At 52.7% G+C, this 16,546-nt stretch carries 14 protein-coding genes; 9 read left to right on the top strand and 5 right to left on the bottom strand.

Features of this window, described 5'->3' with window-relative positions; genetic code table 11:
* Window positions 1–24 precede the first annotated feature (24 nt).
* Window positions 25–2,100 carry a DUF3857 domain-containing protein gene (locus IE073_RS01060; protein WP_189580144.1) on the bottom strand — a complete coding sequence of 692 codons (2,076 nt, stop codon included), beginning with the start codon at window positions 2,098–2,100 and terminating at the stop codon, window positions 25–27.
* Between the two features lie 99 nt (window positions 2,101–2,199).
* On the opposite strand from IE073_RS01060, the gene IE073_RS01055 reads away from it, so the two are divergent.
* From IE073_RS01055 to IE073_RS01040, 4 genes are read left to right on the top strand one after another with little or no spacing between them, the layout of a single operon-like run.
* Complete coding sequence (locus IE073_RS01055; RefSeq protein ID WP_233349702.1) at window positions 2,200–2,856, top strand: glutathione S-transferase family protein; 657 nt, start codon at window positions 2,200–2,202, stop codon at window positions 2,854–2,856.
* An 11-nt stretch (window positions 2,857–2,867) separates the two neighbouring features.
* Window positions 2,868–3,761, top strand: coding sequence for an aldo/keto reductase (locus IE073_RS01050; RefSeq protein ID WP_189580136.1), 894 nt, complete (start codon window positions 2,868–2,870; stop codon window positions 3,759–3,761).
* A complete protein-coding gene (locus IE073_RS01045; protein WP_189580133.1) occupies window positions 3,761–4,828 on the top strand; it encodes a Gfo/Idh/MocA family protein in 1,068 nt (355 codons plus the stop codon). Before IE073_RS01050 ends, IE073_RS01045 begins: the two co-directional genes overlap by 1 nt.
* Window positions 4,825–5,751 carry a TauD/TfdA family dioxygenase gene (locus IE073_RS01040; RefSeq protein WP_233349700.1) on the top strand — a complete coding sequence of 309 codons (927 nt, stop codon included), beginning with the start codon at window positions 4,825–4,827 and terminating at the stop codon, window positions 5,749–5,751. The genes IE073_RS01045 and IE073_RS01040 overlap by 4 nt, the downstream gene beginning before the upstream one ends.
* A gap of 66 nt (window positions 5,752–5,817) precedes the next feature.
* Here IE073_RS01040 and IE073_RS01035 read toward each other — a convergent pair whose 3' ends face one another.
* The 4 genes from IE073_RS01035 to IE073_RS01020 form a co-directional block, all read right to left on the bottom strand.
* The gene (locus IE073_RS01035) at window positions 5,818–6,564 is read right to left on the bottom strand and encodes a hypothetical protein (protein ID WP_189580130.1); all 747 of its coding nucleotides are present in this window, start codon (window positions 6,562–6,564) and stop codon (window positions 5,818–5,820) included.
* Between the two features lie 122 nt (window positions 6,565–6,686).
* Window positions 6,687–7,535 (bottom strand): glutathione-dependent disulfide-bond oxidoreductase, encoded by an 849-nt coding sequence (gene yghU, locus IE073_RS01030; protein ID WP_189580127.1) that lies wholly within the window; start codon window positions 7,533–7,535, stop codon window positions 6,687–6,689.
* 95 nt (window positions 7,536–7,630) lie between these two features.
* Window positions 7,631–8,164: a hypothetical protein gene (locus IE073_RS01025; protein WP_189580124.1), complete on the bottom strand. Its 534-nt coding sequence runs from the start codon at window positions 8,162–8,164 to the stop codon at window positions 7,631–7,633.
* 3 nt (window positions 8,165–8,167) lie between these two features.
* Entirely contained in the window at window positions 8,168–10,663 is a 2,496-nt protein-coding gene (locus IE073_RS01020) for a hypothetical protein (protein ID WP_189580121.1), read from the bottom strand.
* Window positions 10,664–10,913: 250 nt separating this feature from the next.
* Between IE073_RS01020 and IE073_RS01015 the strand changes: the two genes are divergently transcribed.
* From IE073_RS01015 to IE073_RS00995, 5 genes are all read left to right on the top strand, one after another.
* Window positions 10,914–12,110, top strand: coding sequence for a phosphoserine transaminase (locus IE073_RS01015; RefSeq protein ID WP_189580118.1), 1,197 nt, complete (start codon window positions 10,914–10,916; stop codon window positions 12,108–12,110).
* A gap of 3 nt (window positions 12,111–12,113) precedes the next feature.
* A complete protein-coding gene (serA, locus tag IE073_RS01010; RefSeq protein ID WP_189580115.1) occupies window positions 12,114–13,688 on the top strand; it encodes a phosphoglycerate dehydrogenase in 1,575 nt (524 codons plus the stop codon).
* 74 nt (window positions 13,689–13,762) lie between these two features.
* On the top strand, window positions 13,763–14,413 hold the full coding sequence (locus IE073_RS01005) for an acyloxyacyl hydrolase (RefSeq protein ID WP_189580111.1): 651 nt from the start codon (window positions 13,763–13,765) through the stop codon (window positions 14,411–14,413).
* Between the two features lie 130 nt (window positions 14,414–14,543).
* Window positions 14,544–15,836: an adenylosuccinate synthase gene (locus IE073_RS01000; RefSeq protein WP_189580108.1), complete on the top strand. Its 1,293-nt coding sequence runs from the start codon at window positions 14,544–14,546 to the stop codon at window positions 15,834–15,836.
* 195 nt (window positions 15,837–16,031) lie between these two features.
* Complete coding sequence (locus IE073_RS00995; RefSeq protein WP_189580105.1) at window positions 16,032–16,517, top strand: hypothetical protein; 486 nt, start codon at window positions 16,032–16,034, stop codon at window positions 16,515–16,517.
* The last annotated feature ends 29 nt before the right edge of the window (window positions 16,518–16,546 follow it).

Below are 16,546 nucleotides of genomic sequence, written 5' to 3'. Positions count from 1 at the left end.
GTCAAAACACAGGGACGTGACCTTTTAGCTATTTTTGCGCTGTCGCTTACCTTGAAAGACAAAAAGCCAGCCCAAAAGTCCAGTCAGCATTAAGATCAGCAAAATCGGTAAGGTCTTTCCCACGCCCGCAGGTTTGGCAGCAACGGAATCCGTTTCCAATCCCGTTTGCACCGTAATTCCCATTCGGGCACGAATATCGCTGATCGCGGCCATGTCGGCCTTAAAGTCCTCGACGCGAATATGATCGCGCTTGGCTTGGTAGACATAAGTCTCGGTATAGAGCGAAGCCTCAGTATCGTAGCGATTTAACTCCTTATAAGCAAAAGCGTCACTGACATGTTCATACTCGCCTTCACTGAAGGTGTAGTCTTTATCGACCTGTATTTTCAAAATTTGACGGGTGGATTTTGGGTAAGAGATTCCAAATGGAGTTGTTCGCGCCGCGCCACTGAATTGGGGCAAATCTGACCGAATTTCGTAAGGTCGAACCCTGAAGTATTGTAGCCCGTCATCGGGGTCAGGGTCCCATGCATTTGGGATATCAAATGTTGTACGAACGACAGCAACGCCCTTTTCCTTATCGAGCTCGACCTCGGTCGGCTTTTTGACAGTCAGCGTTGGGTAAAAGTCTCGCATATAATTGGCGATAGACTCTGTAATGGACTCCAATCCGTCGGCGGCCTGCCAGTCCACCATGTCGTCCGCTTCATCGCCGCGATACGTCAATTCATTAGTGAATAAAACGCTGCCTGGTGCCGCGACGAGATCGAAGTGATCAACGGCTTCGACCTTATAAGTATAGCCCGTTGATTTCAGATCAACGACTTCGGAATCACCGTCACGCAGGATAAGGCCCCGTCCGAAATTACCTTGATCAAAATGATAAAGGTCGCCCAACTGCGGATTACGCGTCGCATCCATGACGTAAAATGTGCCATTGACCTCTGCCCTTACAACAACATGATCAAAAGCTTGCAAGGATGGATTCACGTCAAAAACCGCGCCCAACTCATCCGTATCCACCAGCATCGGATCAGCTTCGATATCAAGTTCTGCGAGCAAAGAGAGCAACAATAACGTGACATCCTTACAGTCGCCATATCGCCGATCTAAAACACGATCAGGTTGCCTTGGGATGAACCCGCCTTCGCCCATAGAAAGCGCCACATACCGGATGGAACGCTGAACATAATCGAGGGCGGCACGCGCTTGGGCGGGCTTATCTGGGTTTTCGTCGCGGATTTTTTGCGCAACGGCACGGACGGCAGGCGTTTCGGCCCGCTTATAGTATTGCGAAAAGTGGTTCCCCACATCGCGCCAATTGTTATAGCTGGATACGCGATGAAGTGGCCACCCATACACCCAATTTGGGCGGTCATCATCGACTGTAAAGGGCGCAACATTATCGCGAACAAACCGAATTTTGGTCGTATCACCATCCTTCTCGACACTTGGCATTTCCCCGCCATCAAGTGTTTGGACGAAAACGGGCAGACCCTCTTCGACAAGGGTCTGAGAAAAGAGACGGTGGACGGGATTAGAGTATGATTGCGTCTGAAAATCATCATAGCCTGACCCAAGAGCCGGGTTTTTGCCAGAGACCGTATAGGCATAATCTAATTGATCGCCAATTTGCAGACCTGGGATCGCGAGGCTGATGGTGAGCTCTCCATTATACATCATTTTTGATCGATCCGTTTCAGACCGAAATACAACGAATTCGTCTAGGTCCAGCACATTGCGCGCGCCTTCCGGGCGGATAATTTTAACCTCGTGCAAAATGACAGATTGATAGGTCGGATCGAAATTGACATCGAACGTCCCCCGATCTTCAATCGCACTTGCCGAATTCAAATCATAAACTAAGCGCGTGTAACGATCGCGATAGGTTTCGCCGATCCGATGTTGATAAGACAGCAATCGCGTTCGACTTCCTAGCTCCTCTAACGCCGGAAAAACCGTTGTCGGCAAAGATTGCACCTCGACCCATTTAGCGGGAGGTCGAACCTCAACATAATCCCTAACATTTTGTGCGAGTGCCGTTGATGCTGCCGTTAGACTGAAAAGAGAAGCAAAGAAAAAAGTTCTGAAAGATTGCATACGCAGGCCATATAAAAGGCTTTAGAGAATTACAATGCAGCGCGAGGTTGTAAGGCAGCTTTTTCGTGCATTCCTAATTTTTGCGGCTTATCAATGCCTATGACAAATATTTCAAATCTGACCCTTTATCATTATCCCCTCTCCCGCTCGGCGCGGGTGAAATGGTTGTTGCATGAAATGCGCGGTGAGGATTTCAAAACGGTCCGCGTAGCGCTTCGTAAAGGCGAACAATATACACCAGAGTTTCTGGCCAAAAACCCTAGTCATGGCGTGCCCGTCTTGGATGTGGACTATGATGATGGGACCAGCCAGACAATTACCGAATCCACAGCCATCTTAACGTGGTTAGCCGATTTAGATTTTCGCTTTGCGCCCCGCCCCGAAGATCACCGCGCCCGCGCGATATATCTTCAGATGATGGCCTTGGGTGGATCTTGGATGGACCAAATGCTTTGGAATATTCGTCTGCATGAAGACATCCTGCCCAAGACAGCGCGCAATCAAGAATATGCGCAGTTCAACCGCGATAAAATCGAAAATGAAATCGCACCTCAGCTTCTGGCGCGTCTTGACCAAGGCGAGTTCATTTGCGGTGATAGCTTTACGGCGGTTGACTGTTTGACAGGGCAGAACCTCAATTGGGCGCGGGCTTATGGATTGTGTAATCACCCCGACTTCAAGGCGTATATGGGGCGGATGAAATCGCGGCCTGCTTTCCAACTGGCTTTCGCCGATGCAAAAGAATTCGAAGGTTAAGGACAGCTCAAATGACATCCGGACTGAAACTGGGACAAACCGATATTTCTATCGGAAAAATTGCCTATGGTTGCTGGCGTTTCGCCCAGCGCGATGTTGCAACGGCCGATCGCCTCATTCGAACGGCGCTCGACGCGGGGATGAATCTGATCGACACTGCGGATATCTATGGCTTTAGCGAGTTTCCAGACCGCGAAGACAAGGGGTTTGGTCAAGCCGAGGTCCGCTTAGGTGAAGTCCTCGCCGCCGCACCGAGCCTTCGCAAACAGATGGTCCTGACAACGAAGGGCGGGATTGATGCCGTACGCCCCTATGACAGCTCCTATCGTTATATCATGGCCGCAATGGACGCCTCGCTTGCGCGTCTACAAACGGACTATGTTGACCTCTACCAAATCCATCGCCCTGACCTATCAACGCCCCTGCGTGAAACTGCACGCGCGCTGAATGAGATTTTTCAGAGCGGTAAGGCTCGTCATATCGGCGTGTCGAATTTCACGGTCGCACAAACGCGCGCACTTCAATCCCATCTCGACACGCCAATCGTGACATTGCAGCCAGAATTTTCCGCGATACAGCAAGACGCCATCACGGATGGCACTTTGGATTACGGCATGGAGACTGGCGCGACGGTCTTGGCCTGGTCTCCGCTAGGTGGAGGTCGCCTGCCGACGAAAGACGGAGCCGTTCAAGCCGCCCTTGATGAAATCGCGCTGCGCTATGGCATATCCCGATCTGTTGCCGCCCTCGCCTTTACACGGGCGCATGGCGCAGATGTCGTGCCGATCATTGGCACACAAACGCCCCAACGCATCACCGAGTCAGGTTATGCTGCGCAGATCAATCTTACAGGTCGCGAATTTTACGATATTGTGGAAGCCTATCGCGGCCAGTCCATGCCGTAATGGAAACGCGTACTTACGCTATAATCGGCGCAGGCATGATGGGTCGCGAACATATCGCAAACCTCGCCCTTCTGCCCGAAGCCAAACTCATCGCCCTTGCTGATCCCGATGCTGGGTCACGCAAATGGTCAGGCAAAGCCGCAGGCGAAGATGTGCGCGTTTTTTCTGATTATATGGAGATGATGCGCGAGGCGAAACCCGACGCGGTCATCATCGCCTCCCCCAATTTCTCCCATATTGATGTCGTCACAGACATCGCTAAATTTGGCGCAGCAATCCTCGTTGAAAAGCCTCTTGCGACAACGGTTAAGGATGCGAGGTTTTTGGCGCAGCTGGCGAAGTCTTATCCCAACTTATTTTGGATCGGACTAGAATATCGTTATATGCCGCCTATCGCGAAATTTATCGACGTCTTGCATCACGGTCTGACGGGTCCCGTCAAAATGCTGTCGTTCCGCGAACACCGGTTTCCCTTCTTGCCAAAGGTCGGGGATTGGAATCGGTTTTCAGAGAATACGGGTGGAACGCTGGTCGAAAAATGCTGTCATTTTTTCGACCTGATGCGTTACGCGCTGCAAAGCGATCCTATTCGGATTTACGCGACGGGTGGCATGGATGTGAACCACCTGACCGAACGTTATGACGGACGCACACCTGACATATTGGACAATGCCTATGTCGTGTTGGATTTCGCCAGCGGTACACGCGCCATGTTGGAGCTCTGCATGTTTGCGAATCTGACCCATCAGGAAGAACGACTTCATGTCGTGGGAACCGAGGGCCGCCTTTCTGTCTCTATCCCCGAAGCCATCGTGGATTGGTCCCCTCTCAGAGGCGAACCATGGTCGGAAAAAATTGAAACACCAAAGGACGTTCTGGCCGCCGGCGACCACCACGGCGCGACCTATTTTCAGCTAAGAGATTTTCACGATGCCTTGGTCAGCGGACGTGGGCCGACGTTAAGCGCGCAGGACGGGCTATGGTCTGTCAAAATAGGCGCGGCGGCACACCGATCTATCGAAACGGGCCTACCGGTGTCGTTAGATGAGAATGGAGATTTCACGTGATACAAATTCATAATGGCACCGAATTTCCGCATGTCATATCGGGCCAAGGGCATCTTCCGACATGGCTAGAAGCCAATAAAACCAGTGTCGATAACGCGCTGGCGATTTCGGGAACCGTTCTATTCCGCGGGTTTGATATCTCGACGCCCGAAGATGTTGACGCTGCGGTTGAAGCATATGGCGAAGCAGGCTTCACCTATGGCGAGAGCCTATCCAATGCCGTGCGGGTCAACCTGACACCGCGTATCTTCACGGCGAATGAAGCCCCGCCAGAGGTATCAATCTTCCTGCATCATGAAATGGCGCAGACGCCGCTTTTCCCCAGCAAGCTGTTCTTTTCTTGTATGATCGCGCCTGAAACTGGCGGTTCGACCCCCATTTGCCGCTCAGATATTGTCTTTGACCGATTGAAGGCCGAAACGCCCGATCTCGTCGCTGCCCTTCGGGAACACGGCGTACGCTACAGCAATACCATGCCTGGGGAAGACGACCCGAACTCGGGACAAGGCCGCAGTTGGCGCTCCACGCTCAGCTGCGAGACCAGAGCGGAGGCCGAAACTCGTTTGGATAAGCTCGGGTATGCGTATGTCTGGAATTCGGATGATACGCTGCGCGTAACGAGCCCCGCCCTGCCCGCGATTAGAACCCTGCCAGACGGAAGCGAGAGTTTTTTCAATCAGCTCATCGCGGCATTCAGAGGCTGGAAAGACGCACGTAATGATCCGTCGAAATCCGTAACCCTCGGTAACGGTGAACCTTTAGATGTCGCAGCCTTGGGCAAGGCGATCGAGATCGCAGATGAGCTGAGTTTTGATTTAAATTGGCAAGTCGGAGATGTCGCCCTGCTTGATAATTATCGGGTTATGCATGGACGGCGGCCCTATACGGGCAAACGTCGTGTGGTGGCCGCGCTGATCGCGTAGGGCCTAATAAAAAACCCAGCTCAGATATCTGAGCTGGGTCTTAATTCGTAAATCGTTATGCCTTGTTTAGAAGCGGCGCGCGATACCGACGCTGAGCACTGGATAATATTTATAATCTTCGGCTTCTTCTTCGATGGATGCGATTTCTGTATCCAACTCGGCGCGGAGGGTCGCGTCATCCGAGAGCAATCCATCGACCGAGACGAGGTCGACTTTTGGAGAACCCGTAAACATCACACCCGCGCGTGCGTTGAAGGACCAGTCGCTGGACCCCGCGATGAAGCTATCATAACCAATGCCCGCGTAAGGCGCAAAATTCTTAAGCTCTGCCTGCCCGTTGAGGGACCCGACTTCTGCGGGGGTAAAGGTCTGACCACCAATTTCGACATTATTGGAAGGCGTAGCGAAAAGATCTAAAGTCTTGTCTCCGATATAGGCCCCGCCAGACAACACAAATCCGTTTCCAAATGGCGCCACATCGACAAAGCCGCCAAATGTGTTCAGGCTCAAATCGCCTTCATAATCGATACCATCATAATCTTGATCGGCACCAAATTCTAAAAAATTATAGCTGCCGCGCAGGGCTAAGTTATTGTTCGGCGCAAATTTGGCTTCGAGCGTTGCCCCTGTTGTGCCCGCGCCTAAGCCCACAGCAAATTTGGACTGGCTTCGTGCTGCATTGGCGTATTGTGGCTGGCTCTGCGGTTGGTATTGCGCGCCACATTGTGATCCACAGGACGGCGAATAACTAGGGGCCGAACTACAGCCAGCTAAGAGAGCGGCACTGCCCAATACGGAAATCAAAATTTTCAAGATAGCCTCCAAATTTGGAGGAAACGGCCCTACAGCCCCGTGCTGCACCCCGGCGCGTTCCCCCAGAATAATAGGGAACGCTTACAGCTAAACCTTTAATGAATACCTTTTGACGAAGGTTATTAAATCAACCCGTCAAAATCCGAAGCCGCGTGACGCTCTTTCAAACCCTTGTCCCCCCAATAGCGGTTGACCAGCTGCCCACGTTGGAATGCTGGTCTTGCTGCCAATTGCTGGGTCCAGCGTTGCAAGTGTTTGTAGCTTTCAACCTGCAGAAACTCGCCGCCTTCATAGAGAAGTCCGCGCGCCATCGCCCCGTACCACGGATAAATCGCAAAGTCGGCGACCGTGAGGTCTTCACCCGCGATAAACTCACTGATCGCGAGACGTTGATCTAAGACGTCCAATTGGCGTTTCGTTTCCATGGAAAAACGATCGATACAATATTCGATCTTCATCGGCGCATAGGCATAAAAATGACCAAAGCCACCGCCCAAATAGGGCGCGCTGCCGACCTGCCAAAATAGCCAAGACAGACATTCCGCACGCGCAGCACCACTTTCGGGAAGGAAGTGACCGAATTTTTCAGCCAGATACATCAGGATCGCGCCTGATTCAAAAACGCGCTGCGTGCCGCCGCCGGAATGGTCCATGAGCGCGGGGATTTTAGAATTTGGATTTACATCAACAAAGCCCGATCCAAACTGATCGCCGTCGCCAATATTGATCAACCAGGCGTCATATTCAGCCTCTGTAACACCCAACTCGAGGAGCTCTTCCAACATTACCGTAACTTTGACACCATTAGGGGTCCCAAGCGAATAAAGCTGCAAATCATGCTGGCCGACGGGCAGTTCTTTTTCATGTGTAGAACCCGCCGTTGGACGATTGATATTTGCGAACTTCCCGCCAGATTCCTTGTTTTTCCAAATCTTAGGCGGGGTCCATTCGGATAGTGTTTGCTCGCTCATCAGGTCTCTCCATACAAATTAGCCTCCCAGACTAATCGGTCTGAGAGGCTATGAATAGTGACGCCTTTGTGAGGCGTGAATTTTTCGCCGTTGGTTTATTTAATCGTTTCAGTCGCGTCCAAGGCTCGGACTTTCCCGCCATCGGTCAATTCGCCGTCGGCCGGCATGGCATCGTCGAACATTTTCTGGGTCACGGTGCCAATATCGAGACGCACGGAAAAACTGCGCGGCATATTATCGGCCATAGCAAAAACTTTCAGGAAATAGACGCCATCGGTATCGGCGGCGACATCAACGTCCCAGCTATGTTTGACTGCTTGTGTCATGTCGAAAGATTTTGTCGTAGAGCCACCGAAGAGGCGAAGACCTTCACTGGGTTCGATCTGGACGGACATGGTCCCGTCGACATATCCTTCTGTAAACTCAAGACGAACGGTCTGGAAATCACCGACAACCATAGCCTTAGGCAGGATAGAATTGATGGAGATATCGGCACCCGGCTTCACAGTTGTCATAGGTGTCGTGACTTTTGATTTTGTCTCGGCGACAACATCGGGCTGTGACGCAGCTGTGCAAGCCACGAGGCTCCCTAGGACGGCGATCGCGACGGATTTCTTTAGGTAGGACATGATTTACTGTGCCTCCATTTTCAATGTGTAACAAACATCGGCAGGAGTTTGACCTGCCCCGACATTCTCAAACGAATAAGCCTCCAACACATGTTGGCCTGCTGTCAGGTTGAGGAGTTGGTTTTCAACATTCGTGGTTCCCGACTCGCCTCGCGCAATAAGGACACCATCTTTGTAAACCAAGAAATCGGGATCGCTGGTTGTCGCACCTGTGTCGCGGGCCAAACTAAACCGATACCGACCAGCGGCGGGGGTCGTGAACTCGAAATAGCGACGATTGCCGTGCTTATTATAGGTACCGAAATTGTCGACGGAGCAGAAACCCACTTCCGTGTCATCGGTTGGCAAATTCAAGTAAACAGGCAGCGCGTCAGAAAGGCCGCCATTATTAGTCTCACCTACACCGAACCCACCTGAGCCAGAAATAGACTGAGCCGCAAGAAGCGCCGTTACATCAGCAGCGACAACATTGGGTTGGTTTTCGAGGGCTTCTAGGAAAGCGAAGATGGATGTGAAGGCTTGCGTGTCCTTGTAATCAGGATCTGTGAAAGCCCCGTAGATGGGTGCCAGACCGTAACTGGCGCTATCGGCACCATCATCAACTGAGTCATACAAATCATAGAGGATCGATTGCACTGACCCTTCAGAATACCAACCTGCCGAAGCAAATGTGTTGCTCTCGACATTGATGCTGAAGCCGCGAGATTGGCTTGTCCCAAAGCTATCGCGGTAAAAGGAGTCATCCAAGATCATGCCAGATAACGCGTTGCCGAAACCCTCGCCAAAGGCAACGCGAGCATCAAGACGATCATTAGAGCTATGAGAGCCACCGATTGAATCGGAGCGGCTCAGGGAGTTTTCAAAATAATGACCGAATTCATGCACGACCACGTGAACATCATACTCATCCGTGTCGACGCCATCATCGCCCAAAATTCGAATGACTGGGACGCCATTGGAAACCGTGAAGGATGAGGTTCCGATCTGTCCGTCGGCGACATTGCCGCTCTCGGATCGGTTCCGCGTGCTCCACATGACATCAAAGGCTGGGAAATCCACGTCTGAGTCGACCACGATGAAGTCTTCAATTGCAGCGAAAACCGTATCCAAGAGCGCAAAAGGTGCCGCGGCGCGCGTTCCAGTGTAGCTCGTTCCACCCCACCCAGAACCTGCGTTCAGGTCCCGTGTTTGATCTGTACGTGGCGTCTCGATCACGGCGCCTTGCAGCGCGTAGACCGCGTTGCCAGACGTGTTATCGACAACTTGAAGATCGATCAAATTGGCGCCTGTTTTCTGAACTTCAGATTTCACGCGAACGCGAACGTCCAAGCCCGAATCTACTGTAAAGCTATAGTCGCCATTATCGTCCGACACGGTGGATTGCAAAACTGTGCCCGCAGCATCCACGAGTTCAACTGGGGCCTGTCGAATAGGTTGCTGGAAAGTGGCTCCATAATTCAAACCATTGGTCGCTGTATTCAACGGGACGCGATCATAAGTGAGTTTGCCCGTCAGTGCGATGCTAACCGTCGCAGGCGGGGCCGCGGCGGGTTTCATCGTTACCGTTAAGGTCGCTGTCCCTGTGTTGCCCGCCGCATCACCTGCCGTTGCCGTACAAACACTTGTTGTGTCGACGGTCACCGTTGCTGCGGTAAACACATTTGTCGGCACGTCGAAACTGCCGCCATTAGTGCAGGTCACTGTTGGGCCCGTTGTTACGCCGACATTATCAGAGGCTGTGAGAGTAGATGTGCCCGTCATGTCGGACTCAACGGTCAGTGTGACCGGGCTGAACGTAACAACAGGGGCCGTATTATCTGGTGCGGGAGGCGGTGTCATGGTGACGGTCAATGTTCCCGTCCCTGTATTACCTGCCGCGTCGCTTGCGGTTGCTGTACACACGCTTGTCGTGGTCGTTGTTACGGCTGCGGCCGTAAAGATATTGCTCCCGACATCAAAGCTACCGCCATTTGTACAGGTCACTGTCGGTCCGCTAGTCACACCAAATGCATCAGTTGCCGTGAGGATAGATGTCTCTGTCATTTCTGACTCGACGGTCAGTGTTGTCGGACTGAACTCAACGGTGGGCGGGGTTGTGTCGACGGGCGCTGTCATCGTGACGGTCAATGTCGCCGTTCCGGTGTTGCCAGCGGCATCACTTGCCGTCGCTGTACAGACACTGGTGGTGTCCGTCGTGACCGCCGCCGCCGTGAATATATTTGTCGAGATATTGAAGCTGCCGCCATTGGTACATGAAACCGTTGGCCCTGTCGTAACGCCAACCGCATCGGTCGCTGTCAAAGTGGAGCTTCCGGTCTGCGTCGACTCCACCGTCAGAGTTGAAACGCTAAAGGCAACCGCTGGGGCTGTTGTGTCGGCTGCGGGTGGGACCACAGGTGGATTTACGCTCCCACCGCCACCTCCGCCGCCACAAGCTGACAAAAGCAGCGCAGAAGCGATCGAAAGTGCGGAAAGGGGAGATTTTTTAAGATAAGTCACACTGTCTCGCTATAGTATTGATTACGGAAGTTTAAGTGAAAATTCGGAGATAAACAGCCGTGAGCCCCACTAATTTTCGCAAGTTAACAAACAAACAAGGCATATTTTACTTCCATTAACTATCAAGCGTTCTTGCATCGGACAGACTTGACAAAGGCCGCCACTTCGCACTATCGGCATCGCGGGCCCCGCCTCCCCACTGAGGCGCACTTTGATATCAGTACAAAAACGCTGATGCGGAGACATGATTATGGCGATCGCCACCCCTAGCGCTGCGAAAGCAGTGAAGCCGGCTGTGAAGCCGCAAGACCCTCGTTTTTCTGCTGGACCAACACGCAAGCGCCCAGGCTGGACTCTTGATGCGTTGTCTGACGCCGCCCTTGGCCGCTCTCACCGCTCGGCGCTCGGCAAAGCGAAATTGAAAGAGGTCATCGACCTCACCCGCGAAGTTCTTCAAGTTCCCGACGACTACCGCATTGGCATTGTACCTGCCTCCGACACAGGCGCCGTTGAAATGGCGATGTGGACAATGCTCGGCGAACGCCCCGTTATCGTCGCCGCTTGGGAAAACTTTGGCCAAGCCTGGGTTGTCGATGCGGAAAAGCAACTCCCCCTAAAAGACCTCACACTGCTAACCGCCGATTACGGCAAGCTGCCAGATTTCTCGGCCTATGATGGATCGCAAGATCTCGTCTTTACCGCCAATGGTACGACATCCGGCGTTAAAGTGGCTGATTACGACTTCATTCCGAATGACCGCGAAGGTGTCACAATCTGTGACGCGACATCAGCCGTCTATGCGCAAGAATTGCCATGGGAAAAACTAGACGTTGTGACCTACTCTTGGCAGAAAGTTATGGGTGGCGAAGCTGCGCACGGCATGATCATTCTGTCGCCGAAAGCCGTCGAACGCCTCGAAAGCTATAACCCACCGTGGCCGCTTCCAAAAATTTTCCGCCTCACCAAGGGTGGCAAGTTGATCGAGGGCATCTTCACAGGCGCGACAATCAACACGCCATCCCTATTGTGTGCGGAAGATCATCTTGATGCACTTAACTGGGCAAAAGCGAATAACGGTCTTCAAGGCATGCATGACCGCGCCGACGCAAATGCTCAAGCCATTTGGGACTGGGTCGCCCAACGCGACTGGATTGCCAACCTCTGTGAAGTCGACGCACAACGCTCCAACACGGGCGTCTGCTTGAAAATTGTCGACCCACGTGTCGCGGCAATGTCGGATGATGACCAAGCGGCCTTCGCCAAATCAATCGTCACACTTCTGTCTGACGAAAATGTTGCGCTAGATTTCGGCGCTTACCGTACAGCCCCTCCGGGCTTCCGCCTTTGGGTATCTGGCCTGACGCCGCTTTCTGACGTCCAAGCTGTTCTGCCATGGTTAGATTGGGCGTTTGAAACCCAAATCGCCAAATTTAACAAGGAGGCATAGATCATGCCTAAAGTCCTAATCGCCGATAAAATGTCCGCTGCCGCCACGCAGGTCTTCAGACAGCGCGGCGTCGATGTAGATGTCATCACAGGTCTTTCAAAAGAAGAACTAATCAACATCATCCCAGATTACGATGGTCTCGCCGTGCGTTCGACAACGCGACCAGACGCAGAAATCATCGCAGCAGCCAAAAACCTGAAAGTCATCGGCCGCGCCGGGATTGGTGTCGACAACGTCGACATCAAATCCGCCACAGATCGCGGCGTTGTTGTGATGAACACGCCCTTTGGGAACGCCATCACAACCGCAGAACACGCGATTGCGATGTTGTTCTCGGCTGCGCGTCAAATCCCGGCCGCTTCCGCACGCACGCAAAATGGCGAATGGCCAAAGTCTGATTTCAAAGGTGTTGAGCTGTTTAACAAAACGCTTGGCATCATTGGCTGCGGCAATATCGGCGCACTGGTCGCTGAGCGCGCCCTTGGCCTTAAGATGAAAGTCATCGCCTTTGATCCCTATCTAACGAAGGAACGCGCCGTTAAACTCGGCGTTGAGAAGGTCGAGCTTGATGCGCTATTCCAACGCGCGGATGCGATTACACTTCACACCCCTCTTGTCGAAGGTACAAAAGGTATCGTGTCACGCGAACGCCTTGGCATGACGAAAAAAGGGGTCATCATCGTCAATTGCGCACGCGGCGGATTGGTCGATGAAGAAGCGTTGAAGGACGCTCTGGATGCAGGCCATGTCCGCGCTGCCGCGCTCGACGTTTTCGCAGTCGAGCCTGCAAAGGCGCACCCACTCTTTGGAACGCCAAACTTCATCGCGACTCCACATTTGGGCGCGTCCACTTTGGAAGCTCAAGAAAATGTCGCCGTGCAAGTTGCCGAGCAAATGGCTGATTACCTGCTGACAGGTGCGGTTTCCAATGCGTTGAACACGCCGTCAATTTCGGCAGAAGAAGCGCCTCGCCTAAAACCTTTCGTCGATTTGGCCGATAAAATGGGCCGTATGACGGGTCAGCTTATTCACGATCCCATTAAAGCCGTTGAGTTCACCTATAAGGGTGCCGTGACTGACCTGAATACCAATCCAATCACGGCTGCGGCCTTGGCGGGATTGCTCAAAGCGGCCATGCCAGACGTCAATATGGTGTCCGCACCTGTGTTGGCAAAAGAGCGCGGCATTGAGATCAAAGAAAGCTATGTCGACGAAGCCGAGCGGGCCGAAAGCCTCATTCGCTTGGCCGTTGAAACCGCAAAGCGGAAGTTTGTCGTCGTGGGTACAATCTATCGCGGTGAGCCACGGATCGTTCGTTTGTTCGGCGTCCCGATGGACGCGGCATTCTCTCCAAACATGATCTATGTGCGCAATGCCGACAAGCCCGGCTTCATCGGAGAACTCGGCGGTGTCTTAGGACGCAACAAAGTCAACATTGCGACCTTCTCTCTCGGGCGGATGAAGAAAGACGAAGAAGCCGTTTGTCTCGTCAGCGTCGATGGACCGGTCCCCGCCAACTTGGCCGAGGAAATCCGAGCCATTGATCAGGTCAAAATTGTCGACGTTGTCGAGATGTAACTGAATTTAGGGTGAGGTCTTGCTTTCGCATTTCCTCACCCTAAAACGCTCTCATAGTCTTTGGGGGCAAACCGATGTTCAAACGTTTCATTCTCGCGGCGGCAATTGCGGCTTTAAGTTCAACGGCGCAGGCCCAAGTCAGCGAAGTGCGTCTGGGCGCAAATATCCACGATATTGATTGGACGGGTCTGGGCAGCGGTGCCGATAAAGAACGCTCGACCGCGATTAACGGTGAAATCCTCTTCGAAGAACCAGAGTTTTTGAAATGGGCGCTATCCCCGCAACCTTATATCGGCGGCGCATTAAACCTTGAAGGCGAGACGAGCCACGGCGGGGCTGGATTGCTTTGGCGTCAGACCTTCGCGAAAAATTTCTATTTTGATGTCTCACTCGGCCTCGTCGTCCATGACGGCACGATAGAAGTCAAAGCCTCCCCTATCGTTCAAAGCGTGATTGATGATGCAACCGTTGAAGCCAGCTTCACAGATGCACAACGCGCGCAATTTGCTTCAGATTTGGCGGTCTTTCGTCAGCGCCAGAATTCCGAAATCGACCTAGGCAGCCGCGTCTTGTTCCGCGAACAAATCGCTCTGGGCTATCGTTGGTCTGAAGAATGGTCGGGTCATATATTCGCTGAACACCTGTCACACGGCAATATCTTAGTCTCAGGACGCCCAAATGAAGGCCTCGACACATTTGGTTTCCGACTCGCGCGACATTTTTAGGGGATAAGCCTGAACCTGTCTGGCCTTGGGGTTGCGACTCGGTTAGAGCCTCAATGAAGTCATCCTTTCCAGTATCAAGGCGCGGCGAGCTTCAAGCTCTGTCGCGTTTTTTCGTTTTACGAGGTTCATCATGGCCAATGTTGTCGTTGTCGGCTCCCAATGGGGAGATGAAGGTAAAGGTAAGATCGTCGATTGGCTGTCCAGCCGCGCCGATGTTGTCGCGCGTTTCCAAGGTGGGCATAATGCGGGTCACACACTGGTTGTTGATGGCACGACTTATAAGCTCTCGCTTCTACCTTCAGGCATCGTCCGCGGCGGCAAACTCTCCGTCATAGGGAACGGCGTTGTTCTCGACCCCTGGGCCTTCTTGGATGAAGTCAAACGCATCAAAGCCCAAGGCATAACCATCGACGCCGAGAGTTTGAAAATTTCAGAATCTGCGGCTCTTATCCTCCCAATTCATTCCGAACTCGACGGCATCCGCGAAAACCGCGTCGATGGTGTAAAAATCGGCACAACAAAACGCGGCATTGGCCCGGCCTATGAAGACAAAGTCGCGCGACGGGCGATCCGTGTTTGCGATCTCGCAGACGCCGAACATTTGCAAGCTCGCGTCGAAAACCTGCTGCATCATCATAATGCGCTACGCCGCGGTCTTGGTCAGCCTGAGTCAGACGCAAATGAGCTCACCCAAAAGCTTTTGGACGTCGCGCCGCACATCCTACCGTTCATGGCGCCTGTGTGGCACGTGTTAAATGAAGCCTCGAAAGCTGAGAAGCGTATTTTATTCGAAGGCGCCCAAGGCACGATGCTAGACATTGACCACGGCACCTATCCCTTCGTCACAAGTTCAAACACGATTGCGGGACAAGCCGCAGCGGGAACGGGCATTGGACCGGGCGCGCTCAACTATGTTCTTGGGATCACGAAAGCCTATACGACGCGCGTTGGCGAAGGCCCTTTCCCGACAGAGTTATTTGACGCAATTGGTCAACGCTTGGGTGAACGTGGCCATGAATTTGGCACAGTGACAGGTCGTCAACGGCGCTGTGGTTGGTTTGATGCGGTGATGGTTCGCCAAGCCATCATCACAGGCGGGATCACAGGTATCGCGCTGACCAAGCTCGATGTGTTGGACGGGCTGAAAGAACTCAAAATTTGTACGGGCTATCGCCTGAATGATAAGATCATCAAACGCCTGCCCGCCGGCGCGGCCAATCAAGCCTCTGTCGAACCGATTTATGAGAGCATGGAAGGTTGGGATGGCAGCACTCGCGGTGCGCGCAGCTGGGCCGATTTGCCTGCCGAAGCTGTCAAATATGTGCGTCGCCTTGAGGAGCTTATCGGCTGCCCAGTCAGCATGGTCTCTACCTCACCAGAGCGCGAAGATGTCATTTTGATGCGGGACCCTTTCAAGGCCTAAATTAAAGTGCCGGAGACGAACGCTCCAATAAAGACAAAACTCACAGCGGAGTCTGGCAAACCAGCTTCGACTTCTGGCCTTTGGCGGTTGAGTGAATGGCTTGGCATCGCCCTGTATGGGGCGCTGATAATTCAGTATTTTCTGTTGTGGACGAACCCTGGACCTGATGATGGGGCGCGGATAGCGACCCTGACCATGATGGTAATTTTCGAATTTGTCTTGGGGCATTCTGGCGTCTTCATGTCCGTCTTTCCCAGACGGATTGCCCTTTTTGTTTTTGTTCCATTTTACGGTCTATTTGCATTAGCACTGAACGCGACCCTCCCCGGAAACGCGATCATGTTTTTATACTGCGGCGTCATTTTGATGCGCATGCGCTTCATTTTTTCAAACCCAACTGAAGACGCCAAGCTCAAAGCTTTGGGCGTATCGATCATCTCGGTGTTTCTCTTCATGATCTGCATCATTGGGTTTTCCGCGGCCTCTGACGTATTGCCGAAGTTCGGCCTAACCCCTGCATATTTACAAACCATCGACTTCAAAAATATTGCGAGTTCATCGGGTGATTTTACCGATGCACCCCATGCCGCCATGGCAATGGGCATGACCTATTTTACTCTATTGGCAGGTTTTGAATTCCTAATTTACGGACTGCTGCGAAAACGCAAACACCGTGCATAAATGATCGTTGTTTTTCGGGGGCGAGACTG

Source organism: Litorimonas cladophorae, from assembly GCF_014652455.1.
In the GTDB taxonomy this organism is placed as follows: domain Bacteria; phylum Pseudomonadota; class Alphaproteobacteria; order Caulobacterales; family Maricaulaceae; genus Litorimonas; species Litorimonas cladophorae.
The sequence above is the reverse complement of the archived record's forward strand: the minus strand, read 5'-3'. Positions and strand labels throughout refer to the sequence as shown.